General features: G+C 73.4%; 18 protein-coding genes. 6 read left to right on the top strand and 12 right to left on the bottom strand.

The features are described from left to right. Positions 1 to 114: 114 nt before the first annotated feature. From E1284_RS29565 to E1284_RS29555, 3 genes are all read right to left on the bottom strand, one after another. Complete coding sequence (locus E1284_RS29565; protein ID WP_131943443.1) at positions 115 to 660, bottom strand: DUF2637 domain-containing protein; 546 nt, start codon at positions 658 to 660, stop codon at positions 115 to 117. Then, a complete protein-coding gene (locus tag E1284_RS29560) occupies positions 653 to 874 on the bottom strand; it encodes a hypothetical protein (protein WP_131943442.1) in 222 nt (73 codons plus the stop codon). Before E1284_RS29560 ends, E1284_RS29565 begins: the two co-directional genes overlap by 8 nt. Before the next feature lie 410 nt (positions 875 to 1,284). Then, positions 1,285 to 1,842 (bottom strand): TetR/AcrR family transcriptional regulator, encoded by a 558-nt coding sequence (locus tag E1284_RS29555; RefSeq protein WP_131943441.1) that lies wholly within the window; start codon positions 1,840 to 1,842, stop codon positions 1,285 to 1,287. A 65-nt stretch (positions 1,843 to 1,907) separates the two neighbouring features. On the opposite strand from E1284_RS29555, the gene E1284_RS29550 reads away from it, so the two are divergent. Beyond that, a complete protein-coding gene (locus tag E1284_RS29550) occupies positions 1,908 to 3,290 on the top strand; it encodes an amidase (RefSeq protein ID WP_131943440.1) in 1,383 nt (460 codons plus the stop codon). Positions 3,291 to 3,326: 36 nt separating this feature from the next. Here E1284_RS29550 and E1284_RS29545 read toward each other — a convergent pair whose 3' ends face one another. From E1284_RS29545 to E1284_RS29525, 5 genes are all read right to left on the bottom strand, one after another. Continuing rightward, entirely contained in the window at positions 3,327 to 4,088 is a 762-nt protein-coding gene (locus tag E1284_RS29545) for a glucose 1-dehydrogenase (RefSeq protein ID WP_131943439.1), read from the bottom strand. A gap of 68 nt (positions 4,089 to 4,156) precedes the next feature. After that, complete coding sequence (locus tag E1284_RS29540) at positions 4,157 to 4,726, bottom strand: TetR/AcrR family transcriptional regulator (protein WP_207924021.1); 570 nt, start codon at positions 4,724 to 4,726, stop codon at positions 4,157 to 4,159. Positions 4,727 to 4,812: 86 nt separating this feature from the next. Then, positions 4,813 to 5,511 (bottom strand): endonuclease V, encoded by a 699-nt coding sequence (locus tag E1284_RS29535; RefSeq protein WP_131943438.1) that lies wholly within the window; start codon positions 5,509 to 5,511, stop codon positions 4,813 to 4,815. Between the two features lie 49 nt (positions 5,512 to 5,560). Then, positions 5,561 to 6,724 (bottom strand): serine hydrolase domain-containing protein, encoded by a 1,164-nt coding sequence (locus E1284_RS29530; protein WP_131943437.1) that lies wholly within the window; start codon positions 6,722 to 6,724, stop codon positions 5,561 to 5,563. Between the two features lie 68 nt (positions 6,725 to 6,792). Further along, the gene (locus E1284_RS29525; protein WP_131943436.1) at positions 6,793 to 8,421 is read right to left on the bottom strand and encodes a bifunctional lysylphosphatidylglycerol flippase/synthetase MprF; all 1,629 of its coding nucleotides are present in this window, start codon (positions 8,419 to 8,421) and stop codon (positions 6,793 to 6,795) included. Between the two features lie 171 nt (positions 8,422 to 8,592). On the opposite strand from E1284_RS29525, the gene E1284_RS29520 reads away from it, so the two are divergent. Together E1284_RS29520 and E1284_RS29515 are read left to right on the top strand one after the other, a co-directional pair. Further along, positions 8,593 to 9,048 (top strand): flavodoxin family protein, encoded by a 456-nt coding sequence (locus E1284_RS29520; RefSeq protein ID WP_131943435.1) that lies wholly within the window; start codon positions 8,593 to 8,595, stop codon positions 9,046 to 9,048. Positions 9,049 to 9,072: 24 nt separating this feature from the next. Beyond that, complete coding sequence (locus E1284_RS29515; RefSeq protein ID WP_131943434.1) at positions 9,073 to 9,372, top strand: Dabb family protein; 300 nt, start codon at positions 9,073 to 9,075, stop codon at positions 9,370 to 9,372. Between the two features lie 168 nt (positions 9,373 to 9,540). Here the strand turns inward: E1284_RS29515 and E1284_RS29510 are convergent, their stop codons facing one another. Next, complete coding sequence (locus E1284_RS29510) at positions 9,541 to 9,771, bottom strand: hypothetical protein (protein WP_131943433.1); 231 nt, start codon at positions 9,769 to 9,771, stop codon at positions 9,541 to 9,543. Between the two features lie 277 nt (positions 9,772 to 10,048). After that, positions 10,049 to 10,717 (bottom strand): TetR/AcrR family transcriptional regulator, encoded by a 669-nt coding sequence (locus tag E1284_RS29505; RefSeq protein ID WP_131943432.1) that lies wholly within the window; start codon positions 10,715 to 10,717, stop codon positions 10,049 to 10,051. 127 nt (positions 10,718 to 10,844) lie between these two features. Between E1284_RS29505 and E1284_RS29500 the strand changes: the two genes are divergently transcribed. Continuing rightward, on the top strand, positions 10,845 to 11,432 hold the full coding sequence (locus E1284_RS29500) for an HAD family hydrolase (protein WP_131943431.1): 588 nt from the start codon (positions 10,845 to 10,847) through the stop codon (positions 11,430 to 11,432). Positions 11,433 to 11,499: 67 nt separating this feature from the next. Here E1284_RS29500 and E1284_RS29495 read toward each other — a convergent pair whose 3' ends face one another. Next, positions 11,500 to 12,813 carry an MFS transporter gene (locus E1284_RS29495; protein WP_279433080.1) on the bottom strand — a complete coding sequence of 438 codons (1,314 nt, stop codon included), beginning with the start codon at positions 12,811 to 12,813 and terminating at the stop codon, positions 11,500 to 11,502. An 83-nt stretch (positions 12,814 to 12,896) separates the two neighbouring features. Between E1284_RS29495 and E1284_RS29490 the strand changes: the two genes are divergently transcribed. Then, positions 12,897 to 13,478: a TetR/AcrR family transcriptional regulator gene (locus tag E1284_RS29490; protein ID WP_131943429.1), complete on the top strand. Its 582-nt coding sequence runs from the start codon at positions 12,897 to 12,899 to the stop codon at positions 13,476 to 13,478. On the opposite strand, the gene E1284_RS29485 is transcribed toward E1284_RS29490, so the two are convergent. Continuing rightward, positions 13,475 to 14,545 (bottom strand): Rv1352/Rv1906c domain-containing protein, encoded by a 1,071-nt coding sequence (locus E1284_RS29485; protein ID WP_131943428.1) that lies wholly within the window; start codon positions 14,543 to 14,545, stop codon positions 13,475 to 13,477. The two genes, E1284_RS29490 and E1284_RS29485, sit on opposite strands and share 4 nt — an antisense overlap. 102 nt (positions 14,546 to 14,647) lie before the next feature. Between E1284_RS29485 and E1284_RS29480 the strand changes: the two genes are divergently transcribed. Continuing rightward, positions 14,648 to 15,337: an aminoacyl-tRNA hydrolase gene (locus E1284_RS29480; protein ID WP_131943427.1), complete on the top strand. Its 690-nt coding sequence runs from the start codon at positions 14,648 to 14,650 to the stop codon at positions 15,335 to 15,337. Positions 15,338 to 15,345 lie beyond the last annotated feature (8 nt).

The raw sequence follows: 15,345 nt of genomic DNA, 5'->3' as shown, positions 1-15,345 counted from the left end.
CGACGTGCTGGCCGCCCAACGCCGCGAACGCGCCCGGGTCCGCAGCGAACGCCAGCAACGCTGGGGACGACCCCGCCCCAAAGCAGCATGACAAGACCCGGCGAACGTTCGTGGTCACCGCACTAGGTAGCGTTGGGAGACGGGGCGGCCGGGGCCGTCCAGGCTTGCTAGGTACTCGGCGAGTATCGCCTCTTCCGGAGTTTGCTCCACTTCGGTGCGCGGTGGTTCGGGGTGCTCCGCTGTGGTGCGCTGCTCGTTCCGCGGTGGTGCGGTGTGGGTTGCGGCGGCGCGGGTGAGGGTCATGAGGAGTTCGAACGAGCCTACGAGGGCGAGCGCCGGCCATGCGCTTACGAGGGCGCCTATGACGCCGTGGGACGCTCCGTGCGCTACGTTGGCGCCTACCGTCGCCACGATGCCTACGGCGAGGCTCCACTTGGCTAGGGCCGGCGCTGGTTGCTTCCGGCGGCTTGCGTCGAGGATGACCATGGATGCTGCCCAGATGAGGCCGTCCACTGTGAAGGGGACGAGGCGTGCGGTGGTGCCTGCCTCGCCGTGGGAGCGGACGAGTTCGTAGGCGTGGCGGTAGGAGATGATCGCGGCTACGCCGGCGACCGCCACCACGGCGAGGGCCGTTGTGATGCGGGTGAGGCGGTCAACCACGCGTCAGCTCCTCTCGGAGGTCGATGACGCATGGGGCGTTTTCGCCGTGCGTGTGGGTGAGCTCTGCGAGGGGCAGGGCCGTGATGGCGCCGTTGCGGTCTAGGGGCGTTGGCCATGTGGTGGCGTGCCAGGCGTTGCCCGTGCGGGTTGCTGTGGCTATGACCTTGCCGTTTGTGGTGGCGGCCATCTTGGTTTCGGTGATTTCTAGGGCCATGGGTTGGGCCTCCTCCCTGCTGAGAGGGAGCGAGCCAGGGGAGCCAATCTCGGGAGCCAACGTGAGTCGAGATGGTCCGACTCGCTTCGACTGTGCCGGACGGTTCCCCTGGGCTCCTTCCCTTGTTTTCGCAGGTGGGCGGCTGCCTAGTCGACTTCCCCGGACGGCCCTGGACGGTGCCTGAATAAGGCTTGCTCAGCGGTTCCCTAAGTGAGGCTTAAGGGCGTTCTGCTGGGGGGGCGGGGGGCCTAGCGTTGCGGGTGTCAGAGTTGAGAGACGGCGGAGGTGCACAGGCGGAGAGCGAAGCGAACGTCGGCTGAGGTTCCGACTGAGGTTCCTGATTGAGACAGGTTTCTGGCCCGCACGGCCCCGTTACCCCGCTCTGGGGCCGTGCGGGCCAGAAGTCTTTTTCAGCGGGGAAGGGCGCCGAGGAGGAGGAGGCGGAAGGCGTCGGCGGTGCCGGTGCCGCTGGTGTCGCCGGTGGCGAGGCGGCGGATGGCGAGGCCGTAGAGCATGGCGACGACGGCGGGGGCGTGGCGTTCGGCGTCCGGGATCTCCAGGGCGCCGAGGACGGCCGTGGCCAGCCTGTCGTAGGCCGCCACGGAGCGTTTCGAGGTCTCGCGGAGGGCCGGGTCGCGGGCGGCGTGCAGGTGGAGTTCCAGGTTCGCCACCTGCTCGGGGCCGTCGGTGAAGTCGAGGATGGCCTTCTCGACCTCGTCCGGGGCCTGGATGGGGCCGAGGCCCTCGTCGGCCAGGGCCGTGACGTAGGCCGTGATGCGGCCTATCTCCTCTTCCACGAAGGTGTGCAGAGCCTCGCGGAGGAGGTCCTCCTGGCTCGGGAAGTGGTAGGTGAGGGAGCCGAGGGAGACGCCGGCCGTGCGGGCGACGGCGCGGTTGGTCACGGCGCCGATCCCTCGCTCGCCGACGAGGCGGAGGGTGGCTTGGAGGATCTGGTCGCGAGCGCTCATCGGTGCACAGTCTTCCCTAGAGATCGTCCGATCTGTATCGTTCGTTCGAACGAACGATACCGGAGGTGGCGTGGGTGCTGGGGCTGGTGGGGCAGGCGGCGGCGCTGGCGAGGGGCGACGTCTCGTCCAGTGAACTGGTCGAGGAGAGCCTGGAGAGCATCGGCAGGCAGGAGTCGCTCGGGGCGTTCCGGGTGGTGCGGTCCGAGGGAGCGGCGCAGGAGGCGCTGGACGCCGACAAGCGGCTCGCGAAAGGCGAGCGGCTGCCGCTGCTCGGGGTGCCCGTGGCCATCAAGGACGACACAGATCTGGCGGGCGAGACCACGCCGTTCGCAGTGGCGGGGGATCACCAGCCCGCGAAGCGGGACGCGGAGGTCGTGCGGAAGCTGCGGGCGGCCGGTGCGGTGATCGTCGGCAAGACCACGACGTGCGAGCTGGGGTTGTGGCCGTTCAGCGAGTCCGAGTCCTACGGGTGCGCCCGCAACCCCTGGAACCCCGACTACACGCCGGGCGGGTCGTCGGGCGGGTCGGCGGCGGCCGTGGCGGCGGGGATGGTCGCGGGCGCGGTCGGGTCGGACGGGGCCGGGTCCATCCGGATCCCGGCGGCCTGGACGGGGCTGGTCGGCATCAAGCCCCAGCGGGGAAGGGTCTCCGGATACCCGCAGACCGATCCGTTCAACGGGATCACGGTCTGGGGGCCGCTGGCGCGGACCGTCGAGGACGCCGCCCTGCTGCTCGACGTCCTGAGCGGAAGCCACCCCGAGGACGTCTACCAGGTCGACGCGCCGGTGACGCCGTTCGCCGAGGCGGCGCGGCGGGAGCCCGGGAAGCTGCGGATCGCCGTCTCGTTCCGGACGGCCTTCGGCGTGAGCGGGAAGCTCGATCCCGAGATCCGGGAGGCCGTGGAGCGGCTCGCGCGGCGGCTGACCGACCTCGGGCACAAGGTCTTCCCCGCCGATCCCGACTACGGGCTGGTGGGGCTCGGCCTCATCCCGCGCGGGACGGCCGGTGTCGCCGACTGGCTGGAGTCCCTGCCGAACCCGCGGCCCGACCACCGGACGGAGGTCGAGGCGCGCATCGGGCGCGTGGTCGGCAAGCGGCTGCTGCCGCTCGCGAAGCGGATGGACCCCCACCTGCGCCGCAAGGTGGGCCGCATCTTCCAGTTCGCCGATGTCGTGATGACCCCGACCACCGCCCGGCCGCCGCTGCGGGTCGGGGCCTTCGACGGGGCCGGCTACCAGCGGACGCAGTCGGGGGTCGCGGCGGCCTGCCCCTACGCCTGGACGTGGAACGTGCTGGGCTGGCCGGGGGTGAACGTGCCGGCGGGGTTCACCCGGACCGGCCTGCCCATCGGCGCTCAGCTGCTCGGACACGACTCCGACGAGGCCACGCTCATCTCGCTCGCCGCCCAGCTTGAGGCCCTCGAAGGGTGGGCCGAGCGGCGCCCCTGACGGCGCGGCGGGCCGCCCGGAGCGACCCGCCACCGCTCAGTACCCCGCGCCGGTCAGCATGCCGCCGTCGACCAGGACCTCGCTGCCGGTGCAGTAGGACGAGTCGTCCGAGGCCAGGTAGACGACGAGGCCGGAGACCTCCTTGGACTTGGCCATGCGGCCGAGCGGGAGCGAGTTCATGAACGCGTCGGCGCTGCCGGCCTTCGCCGCGATGATGTCGTCCTGCATGAACAGCGGGGTCACCACGCCGCCGGGGTGGATGGAGTTCACCCGGATGCCGTACGGGCCGAGTTCGCGGGCCGCGGACTTGGTGAGGCCGCGGACGCCGAACTTGCTGGAGCTGTAGGCGGCGAGGCCGGCCGCGCCGATGAACCCCTCGGTCGAGGAGACGTTGACGATCGAGCCGCCGCCCGCCTCCCTCATGGGCGCGATCACCGACTTCACGCCGAGCCACTGGCCGACCAGGTTCACCTCCAGGATGCGGCGGAACTCGTCGAGCCCCATGTCCTCGATGGTCTTGTGCCGGATGATGCCGGCGTTGTTGACCAGGACGTTCAGTGCCCCGAACGTGCTCGTCGCGGTCTCGACGGCCGCCTGCCAGTCGTCCGGCGAGGTGACGTCCATCCGGACGAACCGGGCGCCGTCCCCGAGGTCGGCGGCGAGCTTGGCGCCCTCCTCCTCCAGGACGTCGCCGAAGACCACCGTGGCGCCCTCGTCCAGGAACCGGCGGACGTGCGACTTGCCCATGCCGCGCGCACCGCCGGTGATCAGCGCCACCTTGCCGTCAAGCTGCCCCATCAACGCTCCTCGAAGCCGGTTGCCTGCCCAGTAACCTAGCGAACGCTTGGTCAACGGAACAAGGCGGCCTAGGCGGTGCGCAGGCCGTCGAAGAGCAGCGCCAGCATCCGGTCGGCGTACGCGTCCGGATCGGGCGTCCGCTCGGACGCGACGCCGATCGCGTTGGTGAGCCGCAGCAGGTCGCGCGGGTCGATCTCGGCGCGGATCGCGCCGGCCCGCTGCGCCCGGTCCAGCAGCCGGCCGAGCGCGTCGCAGATCGCGGCGGCCGCGGCGCCGAGGCCGGTGGCGGCCCACTCCGCCGACATCGCCTCGATGATCACCGTGGAGGTGCCGCGCGGGGTCGCCGCGCCCGCGAGGTAGGTGCGCAGCCAGCGGCCCAGTGCGGCCTCGGTGTCCGGCTCGGCGAGCAGCTCGGCGGCGTGCGCGAGGAGCCCGTCGATCCGCTCCCGCAGGACGGCGTGCAGCAGCGCGTCGCGGGTGGGGAAGTGGCGGTACAGCGTCCCGGAGCCGACGCCGGCGCGCTTGGCGATGTCGTCGAGGGAGGCGCCCGTGCCGTGCTCCATGAAGGCGGTGCGGGCGGTCGTGATCAGGCGCTCGTAGTTGCGGCGGGCGTCGGCCCGCATCGGGCGGGTGTCCATGGGCACCGTCCAGCGGTTCAGCGGATGACCTGCGGTGGTCGCCGCCTGGCGTAGGGACGAGCCTGCCATCTCCGAGGGGGAGAGCGCTACCCGCCCGCGGCGGCGGACAGGGCGTCCCGGGAGAGCCGGTCGGCGCGGCGGGTGGTCTCCGGCAGCCGGTAGTCGGGCGCCAGCGACAGGACGAGGCGGCACGCCGTGTCGAGATCGGTGCGGTGCCCGACGGACACGAACACCGGCTTCACGCCGTCCCGCGTGCGCAGGACGCGCCCCACGACCTCGCCGCCGTCCAGCAGCGGGCTCGCGTCGCCGCGCCGCGGGCCCGGCTGCTCGTACGCGCCCACGAACGCGGTCTTGCCGACGCCGACCGCCGGCAGGCCGGTCAGGACGCCGAGGTGGCAGGCGAGCCCGAACCGGCGGGGATGGGCGATCCCGAACCCGTCGCAGACCAGCAGGTCGGGCACGGTCGTGAGGCCGCGCAGCGCGTCGAGCAGCGTCGGCAGCTCGCGGAACGCGAACAGGCCGGGGACGTAGGGGAACGCGGCCGTCCCGACGGCCACCGACTCCTCCAGCACCTCCAGCGTCGCGGCGTCCAGGACGACCGCGGCGGCGGCCAGCGGCGTCCCGGTCCCGCCGCCGTCGCCCGCGTAGGAGACGTCCAGCCCGGCGACCGTGCGCGGCGCGGCCGGCCCGGGGACGTCGAGTTCGAGCATCGGACGGAGCCGGTCCTGGATCGCCTCCGCCTCCTCGGCCGTGGCCGGCCAGGCGTGCAGCTCGCGCACCTCCATGACCCGGCACGCTACCGCCCCGCGAGGACGGCCCGTTCAGAGGGAGTGTTCAGGACAGCGACGCGTAGGCGGCCTCGGTCAGGCGGTAGGCGCGCATGTCGCCGGTCAGGTGGTCGCCCATCAGGTTCGGCAGGTAGGCGAGCGCGAGCCCCGCGTCCGGGTCGCCGAGGCCGATGGAGCCGCCCGCGCCGGTGTGCCCGAACGCCGACTCCCGCCCCGCCGCCGGGACGAAGAACGTCTGGGCCGGGCGCATGAACCCGAGCCCGAACGAGCTGTCGATGAGCATCGTCCGGTCCGGGCCGCCGACGCGCGGGCGGATCACCTCGCGCAGCGTGTCGGGACGCAGGATCCGGCCCGCCACGAGGTCGCGGTAGAAGCCGGCGAACGCGGGCGCGGTGGCGAGCATCCCGGCGGACGGCCAGCCCGCGCGCAGCACGACGGGGTTGTTGTAGCCGCCCTTGCCCGGGTGGGGGTTGTTCAGCGCCCGGTTCATCATGCTGTCCGGGTCGGTGTAGGCGGCGGCGAGGCGCTCCAGCAGGCCGCGGTCGCGGGTCCGCGGGTGGTCGGCGGCGCCGCGCCGCCCCGCCGACATCTTCGCGGCGCGCTCGATGACCTCGTCCGGGGCGCCGATCCACAGGTCCAGGTCGCGGGCGAACTCCTCCTCGACGAACGCGCCGACCGTCCTGCCCGAGTGGCGCCGGACGATCTCTCCGGCGAGCCAGCCGTAGGTCAGCGCGTGGTAGCCGTGCGCCGAGCCCGGCGTCCACTCCGGCTTCTGCGCGGCCAGTTCCGCCGCGAGCGCGGGGGCGTCCGCCGCCTCCTCGGCGGACACGGAGCGGGCGAACGCGGGCAGCCCCGCCTGGTGCGAGAGCAGGTGCGCGGCGGTCGCGCCGTCCTTGCCCCCGGCGCCGAACTCCGGCCACCAGTCGGTGACCGGGCCGTCCACGTCGTAGGCTCCGCGCTCGGCGAGCAGGGCCGCTGCGGCGGCCGTGACGGCCTTGGTGCAGGAGAACCCGAAGCAGGGCGTGTCGGGCAGCCACGCGCGGCCGGTGCGGCGGTCGGCGACGCCGCCCCACAGGTCGACGACCTTGCGGTCGCCCGCATAGACGGCGACGGCGGCGCCCAGCTCGCGCCCCTCCGCGAAGTTCTGCTCGAACACCTCGCGGACGCCCGCGAACGCCGGGTCGCAGTGCCCCTGCACCACCGTGCTCATGCCGCATTCCTCTCGACGGGGACTCCATAGAATCACGTTCTAGGAATGCCCGGCGAGCGCGCCGGCGGTCAGCGGCCCAGATGGTGGACGGGCGCGGTGAGCGGCTCCTCCGCGGGCTCGGCCACTCCGGTGCGGCCGAACTCCAGGGTCAGCAGGGCGGCCGCCAGCAGGGCGATGTCGAACCAGGAGCGGAACACGACGTTGCGCGGCTTGTAGGACGGCCGGAACTTCTTGTTGAACAGGTACAGCGACTCGACGGCGATCCACGGGTCCAGCAGGTGGAGGGCCTGGTAGCCGGCCTTCTCCAGGAGCCCGCGCTCGTCGCTGTCGAGCAGCTCGCGGAACGCGGCGAAGTTCAGCGAGACGACGCCGTGGCCGTGCTCGGCCGCGTACTCGATCATCTCCACGATGAGCCGCTCGTTCACGCCGTTGGGGCCGCCGGGGCTGCGCCGCATGGCGTCCAGGCTGATGCCCCGCCCGGCGGTGACATAGCGCTGGAAGGCGATGGGGCGCTCGTCCTCGTCGTAGGCGATCGCGATGACCGCGCCCGGGTGGTAGCCGGTGAGCAGCTCGTCCAGGTTCATGGAGAAGCCGCGCTCGGCCGCGCCGCCGAGCGAGCGGGACGCCACCTCCAGCAACTGGCCGCGCAGCACCGGCGTGAGGTGGCGCTCCGGGACGATCCGGGACGTGACCCCCGCGTTCTCGGTGCGCTTCACCGCCTGCCGGACGTTGCGCATCCGGCGCCCGCTCAGCGAGAACTCGCCGGGGCTGACGACGACCTCGTCGCCGAACCCGATCGTGCGGCACGGGCCCCAGGCGGGCAGCAGCTCGTCGCTCGCGCCGAGGACGGCCGGGCGCCAGCCGGTCGTCCGGCACATCGCGAGGAAGGCGCGGACGGCGTCGCCGTGCGAGGCGGGGTCGCCGACCGGGTCGCCGCCCGCGACCGCGACACCGAACAGGACGCGGTAGCCGATCGCGGCGCGGCCGTCCGCGCTGAACACGTACGCCTTGTCGCGGCGCAGCGCGAACGGGGCGAGCGTGTCGGAGCCGGGGTGCGCGACGAGGCCCGCGACGCGGCGGCGCTCCCGCTCGTCGCCGGGCGGCGGCGCCGGATCGGGCGCGAGCAGCGTGGTGACGAGCACGAGCAGCCCGGCGGCGCCGGCGAGGCCGAGCATGCCCGGCAGCCAGGACGCCCCGTCCAGCGGCGGGCCGGTGGACCCGAGCCCGGCGGCGACGGCCCCGACCGACCGGACCGACACGCCGCCGAACAGCAGCGAGACGGCGATGGCGGCGATCACCAGCAGCGCACCGGTCTTCACCGCGGTGCGGACCCGCTCGGGGTGCGGCCGCACCGGGAACCGGTCGCGCTCCAGCCACAGCCCGCCGAGGACGGCGCCGAGGAGCGGCAGCCGCCACAGCGGGTCCTCGCCGGTGACGACGGCGAGCAGCCCGAGCACCGCCAGCGCGACGAGGCCGTACCAGGCCGCGCGGCGCAGCAGCAGGACGCCGCGCGCGACGAGGGCGAGCGCGAGGGCGAGCGCGATGGCGTGCGCGGGAGCGAGCGGGCTGCCGGTCACGATCCCCGACAGCCGGCCGAGCCACGGCGGGCAGCCGGGCAGCGCGGGCGCCGCGATGAGCACCGCGACGAGCGCGGCGGCCAGCGCGAGCGGCCGGACGGACCGTGCGATCGACGGCACGGCCGGTTTCCCTGGTTCCACGAAGGACACCTCCGCTGAGCCCCCAACCAAGATCCTTTGGAACTCATTCCCCGGGCCGGACGTTCAATATGCCTCCAAGCGCAGCCTACGCCGGAATTCCCCGGCCGGCCCTATCCGGCCGGGGAGGGCGACGCCACTAGTCTCGGCGTGGTGAAGAGGCTGCTGCTCGTCCACCACACGCCGTCCCCGTCGGTCCAGGCGATGTTCGAGGCGGTGCGCGCGGGAGCGTCCACCGACGAGATCGAGGGCGTGGAGATCGTGACCCGCCCGGCGCTGACGGCGTCCGCGGTGGACGTCCTGGAGGCGGACGGCTACCTGCTCGGCTCGCCCGTCAACCTCGGCTACCTGTCCGGGGCGCTCAAGCACTTCTTCGACCAGATCTACTACCCGTGCCTGGAGGAGACGGTCCGCCGCCCGTTCGGGGCGTTCCTGCACGGCAACAACGACGCCACCGGGGCGCTGCGCGCGCTGGACTCCATCACCACGGGGCTGAGGTGGAAGGCCGTCCAGCCGCCGGTGGTGGTGACCGGCGAGCCCGGCCGGGCCGATCTGGAGGCGTGCTGGGAACTCGGCGCGATCACGGCGGCCGAGCTCGGCGGCGTCTGAGGCGGCGGCCGATAGCTTTCCCCCATGAGTGGATTCCGCCATGTGGTGATGATCAAGTGGGCCGAGGGGACGACGACCGGCCAGCAGGACGAGGTCGCGGCGAAGCTGGGCGAGCTGCCCGGCCGCATCCCCGAGATCGCGGCGTACAGCACCGGGACGAACGCCGGCGTGGACCCGGGCGGCTACGAGTTCGCGATCGTCGCGGACTTCGCCGACCGCGGCGGCTACCTCGCCTACCGCGACCACCCCGACCACCGGGCCGTGGTGGAGCAGTTCATCGCGCCGATCGTGGCGGAGCGCGCCGCCATCCAGTACGAGATGTGAGGATAAAACCGAGCAAGCGCTTGTGTCCGAACGCTTTTCGGGTTAGTTTCACCAGAGACGCCCGCTGGGGACGGATCGCGCCCCGTCCCCGGCGGGCGGCACACGTCGGCCCGGGCGCGCCGGACCATGCTCCCGGTCTGTGGCCTCCGGCCTACGCGCCGGCGCCCGTCAGCCCCGGCTCCGCAGGCTGAGGATCTCGTCGCGGAGCTGCTGCGGGGACGGCGCCTCCAGCAGCCGCGGACCGTCCCGCAGCGGGACCATCGCCCACCACGACCCGGTCGCCTCGCCGTACCAGACGCGCACCCCTGGGAACTGCTCCTGAAGGCCCCGCGCCGTGGCGGCGCGCATGGCCGCGGGCGTGGGCTCGTCGCGACCGGCGGCGCCCCGTTGAGCCGTCATGTCGCCCTCCCCCCGTAGATGTCTCCAGTAACAGCGTCCCCACGGGCCAATGCGTCACCCCTACTCGGCAATTTGTGACTAAGCACACTATGGGGGTTAGGGGCCGTTCACAGTGGGATACCGCGCCGGATGTGCCCCAACGGACGCGTCCGGAACGCGGGCCGAGACCGCCCACCGGCACGGCGAAGCCGCGAAAGGGTACGAATCGGTGGCCTCCCGGCCGCTCAGCCGACTCCCCCGCGGCGCGCGTGGAGGCGGTGCGCCCGCACGTGACGGCCTAGTGCAGGTTGATGCCGTCGAACATCACCTTGAGGTAGTGCTCCGCGAGGCCCTGGGCGTCCAGGCGGCCGCCCGGCCGGAACCAGCGGACCGCCACCCACACGGTGTCGCGGATCATCCGGTACGTGAGCTTCGGGTCGAGGTCGGAGCGGAAGAGCCCCTCCTCCTGGCCCGCCTGGAGCGTGTCCACCCACATCTTCTCGACCTCGTCCTCGGACTTGATCAGGTAGGCGAACCGGTCCATGCCCTTGAGGTAGTTCCAGTCGTTCTGCATCACCGTGATCGCCGCCCGGTGCGGCTCCAGGGTGCCGAACGCGACCCGGACCAGCCCGGCGATGGTGTCGCGCGGGTTGCGGCCCGCCGCGATCACCGCCTGGTAGGAGGCCATGATCTCGGTGAAGAAGCCGGCGAGGATCTCGTCCACGATCGACTCCTTGGAGTCGAAGTGGTGGTAGAGGCTGCCGGACAGGATGCCCGCCTCGTCGGCGATGTTGCGTACCGTGGTGGCCTGGAAGCCCTTCTCCGCGAAGAGTTCGGCCGCCAGCTTGACCAGGTGCTCGCGCCGTTCCGACGCCAGGGCCGAGGAGCCCCTGCCACGCCGGCGGGGACCGCCCTCGCCCGCGGTACGGGTTCTGGATCGTCCGGACTTAGCGCTCGTGGTCGTCACCCTCTCATTATGCCGTGTCGCCCAACCGCTTGCTCGTTTCCGCGCCGCCCCAGGCTACGGCCTATTACCAAGCGCTTGCTACGTCCCGGCACGAGGTATCTCCCGCGCGCCGCATAGGCTCGGGCCCATGGCCGATGTCATCGTGTTCGACCTGTACGGCGTGATCGCCCGCACCCAGACCCCGGAGGCGGTCCGGCGGATCGAGGGGATCGCCGGGGCGCCCGGCCCGGCGTTCTGGGACGCCTACTGGGCCTGCCGCCCCGCCTACGACGCCGGCCAGGAGAGCGCCGCCTACTGGGCGGCCGTCGCCGCCCGGCTCGGCACCGCGTTCCCCGACGTCCCCGCGCTCATCGAGGCCGACCTCGACAGCTGGACGGACGTGGACGGCGAGATGGCCGCCCTCGTCGGCGAACTGGCCGACGAGGGACGCGTGCTCGGGCTGCTCTCCAACATCATCGGCGACCTCGTGCCCCGCTTCGAGGCCCGCCACGGGGCCCTGCTCGACCGCTTCGACGCGCTCGTCTACTCCTGCCGGATCGGCGTCGCGAAGCCCGACCCGCGCGCCTACGAGATCTGCGCCGAGCGCCTCGGCGTCAGGCCCGCGGACGTGATCTTCTTCGACGACGCCGAGCGCAACGTCCGCGCCGCCCGCGAGGCCGGCATGCGCGCCGAGCTGTTCACCGGCCCCGACCAGGTCCGCGCCCTGACCCGCTGACGCCCTGACGTGCCGGCGCGGTGGCCGGGCGCCGGGCATGTCTGTGCGTGGTGAGTCAACGATCTTGTCAGCCGGACGGGGGCCGGGCGGATGCGGAAAGAGCACGATCTTGACGAGACCGGTGGCCGGGGAGGGCGCGGGCGGCGGCGGCCGTGGCCAGCAGGAGGGCGGACATGGCGAGGAAGGCCCCGGAGTGGTCGCCGGCGACGGCGACCAGGGCGGCGAGGCCGAGCGCGGTGCCCGTCTGCTTGGCGGTGTTCATCAGGCCGGACGCGGCGCCGGCGTCCCGCTCCGGCACGCCGGCGGTGACGGCGTTGGTGAGCGGGGTGTTCAGCAGCCCGCCGCCGGCCGAGATGAGGAGGGCGGGGGCGAGGACGTCCGGCAGGTACGCGCCGCCGGGGGACAGGCGGCTCTGCCACAGGAAGCCCGCCGCGGCGATCAGCGAGCCGGCCGTGATCAGGGTGCGGTCGGACGCCCGCTTCATCAGGCGGGGTGTGACGCGCAGGGCGACGGCCATGGTCAGCAGGGTGTGCGGGAGGAAGCCGAGACCCGTCTGCAGGGCGCTGAGGTGCAGGACGTTCTGCATGGACAGGGCGAGGAAGTACCACATCGGGTTCAGGCAGGCTCCGGCGAGCAGCATCGCCGCGTTCCCGGCCGCGACCGCGCGGATCCGCAGGAGCCGGAGGGGGAGCAGCGGCGTCCGGCGCCGCGACTGCAGGACGGTGAACACGGCCAGGGCGGCGGCGCCGCCGGTCAGGGCGGGGATGTTCCACCCGTAGGTGACGCCGTAGGTGAGGGACGCGACGCCGGCGGTGGCGAGGACGGCTCCGGGGACGTCCAGCCGCCGCCGTTCGCACCGGGCGGACGGGAGCAGCCGCGCGGCCGGCAGCGCCAGGAGCCCGGCCGGCACGTTGACGAGCAGGATCCAGCGCCAGGACAGCGCGTCGGTGAGGACGCCGCCGATCAGGTTGCCCGCCGTTCCTCCGGCGAGGCCGACGGCCGTCCAGGCGGCGAGCGCGCGGGGGCGGACGTCCTCGGCGAACCCGGTGGTCAGGATTGTCAGCGTGGCCGGTGCCAGGAGGGCCGCGCCGAGCCCCTGGACGGCGCGGGCGGCGATCAGCGGACCCGGCGCGTCCGCGAGCCCGCCGGCCAGGCTCGCCAGGGTGAACAGGGCCAGGCCGGCGGCGAAGACGCGGCGCAGCCCGCAGACGTCGGCGAGGCGCCCGCCGAGCAGGAGCAGACCCGCGAACGTGAGTGCGTAGGCGTTGACGACCCACGGGAGGTCGGCCGGGCCGATGCCGAGGTCCGCCTGGATGGACGGCAGCGCGACGTTCACGATCGACACGTCCAGCACGACCATGAACTGCGCGGCGCACGCCAGGGCGAGCAGGGCCCGGTGCCGGGGGGCATGGGACTCCTCGCTGGTACGGCTGTATCATTATGGTACATCGGTACCATACGGGAATGCCGAGAACCGCCGACCACGACGCCCGCCGCGCGCAGATCATCGACGGGCTGGTCCGCGTGGCCGGGCGCGACGGCCTGCACTCCGTCACCATGCGGTCGGTGGCGGCCGAGGCGGGGGTCTCGCTGCGGCTCGTCCAGTACTACTTCGAGAGCAAGGCGCAGCTCATGAACGCGGCGCTGGAGCGGCTCGAACGGCAGAGCCATGAGCGGTGGGCGGCCCGCCTCGCGGACCTGGACGACCCGTCACCGCGCGAGGCCGTGGAGGCGCTGCTCGCCGAGGCGCTGCCGACCGACCCGGAGAGCCGCGCGTTCCACCTGGTGTGGACGTCCTACGCCGTCCTGGCCCAGACCGACCCGTCGCTGGCGGCGCAGCCCTTCGTGGACGGCCCCGACCGGCTGGAACGGCGCCTCGCGCGGGTGCTCGCCGACGCCGGGGTGCCGGGCGACCCGGCCGTGGAGGCGGCACGGCTCCTCGCCCTGGCCCACGGACTCGGAACCGGCGTCCTGGTGGGCGGGCGGACGCCGGAGTCGGCCCTGGGCATCCTCGGCCACCACCTCGACGGGCTCTTCCCGCGCTAAGGCGGGGGCGGGAGCTCGCTGCCGGCCTCGGCGGCCTGGGCGAGGCGGGCGCGCAGGGTGCGGAGGAGCTCGTCACCCTGCTCGGTGAGGCGCTCGATCGCGGGCAGCGCCAGGTCGTCGCGGACGGTGTCGGCGAGCAGTTCGTCGTACTCGTGCGCCTTCTCGGCGATCGACTCCAGGTGGCGCTGGGCGCGCAGCACCTCGTCGGCCGCCTTGGCCCGCTCGGCGTAGCGTTCGAGCGCCTCGACGCGCCGGGTGACCGCCTCGACCGAGATGTCGAACTTCTCGCGCAGCGGGCGGAGCGCCGCCTCCACCTCGGGAATCGAGGCCTCGCCTGACATGACCGCGTGGTCGGCGCGCAGTTTCGCCTGCCGGGCGAGGACCTGCGCGATCTCCCACTCCTGGCGGGGCAGGGTGACCGCGTTGTCCACCGCGTCCAGCAGGCCCTCGCGGTTGACGTCGGAGTCGCGGACGGTGTCGATCGCCGCCTGGACGCGGCCGAGCATCGCGCGGCCCTCGCCGTCGAGGTCCTCGGGGGTGAGGTAGCGGTCGCGGCGCCGCTCCAGCTCGCGGGCGCGGCGCAGGTCGAGCGAGACCGACGGGGTGCCGAGCGCGACCAGCACCGCGAGCATGCCGAGGCCGATCAGCCACAGCGAGCCGAGCAGCGGCGAGCCGACCAGGCCCAGGGCGAGCACGGTCAACGGCGCCAGCCAGAGCAGCGGGCGGCGGCGCTCGACGATCGTGTCGAGTTCGGCGCGCAGCGTCGGGTCGGCCACCGGGCGCGGTTCGGCGGGGGAGCCGTCCTCGGGGGCGCGCGGCGGCGCGATCCGCCGCCAGGAGGAGGAGACGTGCGTCTCGAACGCGAAGTCGGTCCGCGCGATCTCGATCTCGGTCGGGCCGGCGGGCAGCGGCCACGATCCGACGGGGTCGCCGCCGCCCGGGCCGGTGAAGCGGACCCACCAGCCGCCCTTGCCGTCATCGCATCGGTACCGGCCCGGGGGGATGTCGATACCGACGAAGAATGTTCCGATTCCCGGTATGGAATCACTCCACGCGCCACTGGCCACCGGAGACCTCCCGTACCTGAACGACGTCCGGGGGACGGCAAGAGTTGCACTACCCACTCCCGACCAGGGGAAGCCCGGGCCGGGTTTGGAATACTCCACGGGGTGCGACCCGACTACGACCCCCTTGACGACCCGCCCTGGGCGATGCAGCTGGTGGTACGTGCCGAGAAGGCCGATCCGCCCAGTCACGGCGCGGTCTGCGAGGCGGCGGCGACCGCCGTCGTCCGGCTGCTCACCGACCCGCGCGCGGCCGATCCGGACGGCGGATGGCGGGAGGCCGTCCGCGCGTGGGAGTCGCGGCGGATACGGAAGGTGACGAGGCGGGCGCGCGGGGTGCGGTGGCCGGAGGCGGAGGCGCTGCCCGGCGTCACCGTCGAGCACGCGGGCGCGCAGGTGCGGGCGTTCCCGCCGGGTCCCGTGTCGGACGTCCCGCCGCAGCTGGCCAGGCTGCAGGTCGCGGGCCTCGACCTGGCCGAGGCAGAGGAGCCGGGGCCGCCGCCGGAGCCCCCGTACGCGGCGATCGCGCTCAACCCCGAGGTGACGATCACGACCGGGAAGGCCGCCGCGCAGTGCGGGCACGCCGCCCAGCTGCTCCTGCGCCAGGGGCGCCGCAAGGACGTGGCGGCGTGGGTCGAGGCGGGCGCGGCCGTCCGGCTGGCGCGGGACGTCCCGTGGCGCACGTGCGTGAAGAAGGCGACGGTCGCGGTGCGCGACGGCGGCTTCACCGAGGTGCCGCCCGGCACGATGACGGCGATCGCCTGGATCGTCCGGAACCGGCGGTGTGTCAGGTGACATCGGGC

The sequence above is a fragment of the Actinomadura bangladeshensis genome (assembly GCF_004348335.1).
Classification (GTDB): Bacteria; Actinomycetota; Actinomycetes; order Streptosporangiales; family Streptosporangiaceae; genus Spirillospora; species Spirillospora bangladeshensis.
Note: the sequence above shows the minus strand (reverse complement) of the source record. Positions and strands in the feature narration are given on the sequence as shown.

Bases quoted from the DNA above. Each gene is read 5' to 3' on its own strand.
- E1284_RS29530 (WP_131943437.1), bottom strand. From the start codon at position 6,724: ATGAGCACGGTGGTGCAGGGGCACTGCGACCCGGCGTTCGCGGGCGTC.
- E1284_RS29540 (WP_207924021.1), bottom strand. From the start codon at position 4,726: ATGGACACCCGCCCGATGCGGGCCGACGCCCGCCGCAACTACGAGCGC.
- E1284_RS29500 (WP_131943431.1), top strand. From the start codon at position 10,845: ATGGCCGATGTCATCGTGTTCGACCTGTACGGCGTGATCGCCCGCACC.
- E1284_RS29535 (WP_131943438.1), bottom strand. From the start codon at position 5,511: ATGGAGGTGCGCGAGCTGCACGCCTGGCCGGCCACGGCCGAGGAGGCG.
- E1284_RS29545 (WP_131943439.1), bottom strand. From the start codon at position 4,088: ATGGGGCAGCTTGACGGCAAGGTGGCGCTGATCACCGGCGGTGCGCGC.
- E1284_RS29490 (WP_131943429.1), top strand. From the start codon at position 12,897: ATGCCGAGAACCGCCGACCACGACGCCCGCCGCGCGCAGATCATCGAC.
- E1284_RS29555 (WP_131943441.1), bottom strand. From the start codon at position 1,842: ATGAGCGCTCGCGACCAGATCCTCCAAGCCACCCTCCGCCTCGTCGGC.
- E1284_RS29510 (WP_131943433.1), bottom strand. From the start codon at position 9,771: ATGACGGCTCAACGGGGCGCCGCCGGTCGCGACGAGCCCACGCCCGCG.
- E1284_RS29515 (WP_131943434.1), top strand. From the start codon at position 9,073: ATGAGTGGATTCCGCCATGTGGTGATGATCAAGTGGGCCGAGGGGACG.
- E1284_RS29560 (WP_131943442.1), bottom strand. From the start codon at position 874: ATGGCCCTAGAAATCACCGAAACCAAGATGGCCGCCACCACAAACGGC.